Annotated in this window: 1 protein-coding gene; it reads left to right on the top strand. The window is 40.3% G+C overall.

Features of this window, described 5'->3' with window-relative positions:
- The first annotated feature begins 126 nt into the window (after nucleotides 1-126).
- Nucleotides 127-1,491 (top strand): transposase, encoded by a 1,365-nt coding sequence (locus ADA01nite_RS21580; RefSeq protein WP_146812482.1) that lies wholly within the window; start codon nucleotides 127-129, stop codon nucleotides 1,489-1,491.
- Nucleotides 1,492-1,579 lie beyond the last annotated feature (88 nt).

Here is a 1,579-nt window from a genome sequence, read left to right as displayed (position 1 = left end):
GAATCAATTTCATAACTCAAAACCCTTGAATCGTAAGGTTCAATCGGCATGAAAAAAAGGAGTACCTCCCCAAATCTCGAATAGAGTAGTTGTCCAGACAACTCAATGAGAAAGGTTGGTCTCCTCATGTACTCTATTCGTCAAGAACATTTATTTTCCCTGCAAGACTTATTAGATTTAGAACCTACCGAGCGTTACACAGCGATTTTTGATGGTATCAATATCGTGCCGTTGCTTACTATTGTGTCTAAGAAAGCATGCGAAGGTGCGCCTCAATCGCTTAATTATCCAGCGATGATCTATTCCCTTTTTGCCCGTATTTTAGAAGGTATCCCAACGATTAAACTTCTTGTTCGTCGCTTGAAAAACGATGTTCTTTTTCGTTTGGATTGCGGATTTTCTTTTTCTGATCGAGTGCCATCTGAAGCTTCTTTTTCCCGTTTAATTCGAAAAATGAAGTCCTCCCATGTGCTGGATGAAATGAATCATGCCCTTGTTTTACAAGCTGTTGAAGAAGGCTTCATTGATGGCAACCACATCGCAATTGACGCTACCCATGTAGAAGCGCGAGACCAAGCTCCACAAAAAGAAGAAGTTGAAGTGGAACAAGCCGTCAAAGAGCCGAAAAAACGGGGCCGTAAGAAAAAAGAAGCCTATGAAGCATGGAAAAAAGAACAGGAAGAAATCGAAAATAATCTACCTCTTTTCGAACAGAAAATCGAAAAACAATTAGATTACACCTTCGACGAACTTCAAAGAGAAATGCCAAACGCTCCCCGGTGGGGAATTAAGAAAAACTCTGAAAACAAAAATGTTTTCTGGTATGGCTACAAGCTCCATCTAGCTGTAGAAACCAAAAGCCAGTATCTTTTAGCTCAATTGCTTTCGTCAGGAAACATGAATGATGCTAAAGCTGCCATTCCCCTGTTAAAAGGAGTGGCTGAGCGGTTTCCTTTTCTCAACATCACGAAAGTGATGGCGGATGCTGGATATGACTACAATCCGATTTATGAGCAGATTTATCGCATGAAAGCGGACGGTATCATCGCTTATAATAAGCGGAATGAAGCGCCACCTATCGGTGTCGATAAGCATTTTGCACCGACATGTGTTCGTGAACACTCCTACCGATATGACAGTTATGATGCAAAATATGAAACACTCAAGTATACAAGACCAAAGGAATGCAAAGATTGTCCGTTAGCTGACGACACGCTGTGCCAAAAGGTCATTAAAATCAAAAAGACAATAGACTTACGCCGTTATCCTGCCCCTGCACGCGGAAGTAAAGCATGGAAAAAGCTTTATAAGGAACGCACTTCCGTTGAACGAGTAAACGCCTACTTAAAAGAGTATTTTCAACTGAATAATGTTCGATACCGTTCTGGAGAGCTGGCGAAAGTTCATGTTGATTTATTATGCCTTTTATACAATGCTTCTAAATTAGCTGTCGATCGCATCAATGCCAAATTAAACGATAAAGCTGCTTAGTAAGACACGACCTCCGGTCGTTTAAAAAATTAAATACGGAAATTCTGTAGGTATTGAAGTTTTTAGAAAGCAATTATGAAATTGATTC

Origin of the sequence: Aneurinibacillus danicus, assembly GCF_007991215.1 — a bacterium.
In the GTDB taxonomy this organism is placed as follows: Bacteria; Bacillota; Bacilli; order Aneurinibacillales; family Aneurinibacillaceae; genus Aneurinibacillus; species Aneurinibacillus danicus.
The sequence above is the reverse complement of the archived record's forward strand: the minus strand, read 5'-3'. Positions and strand labels throughout refer to the sequence as shown.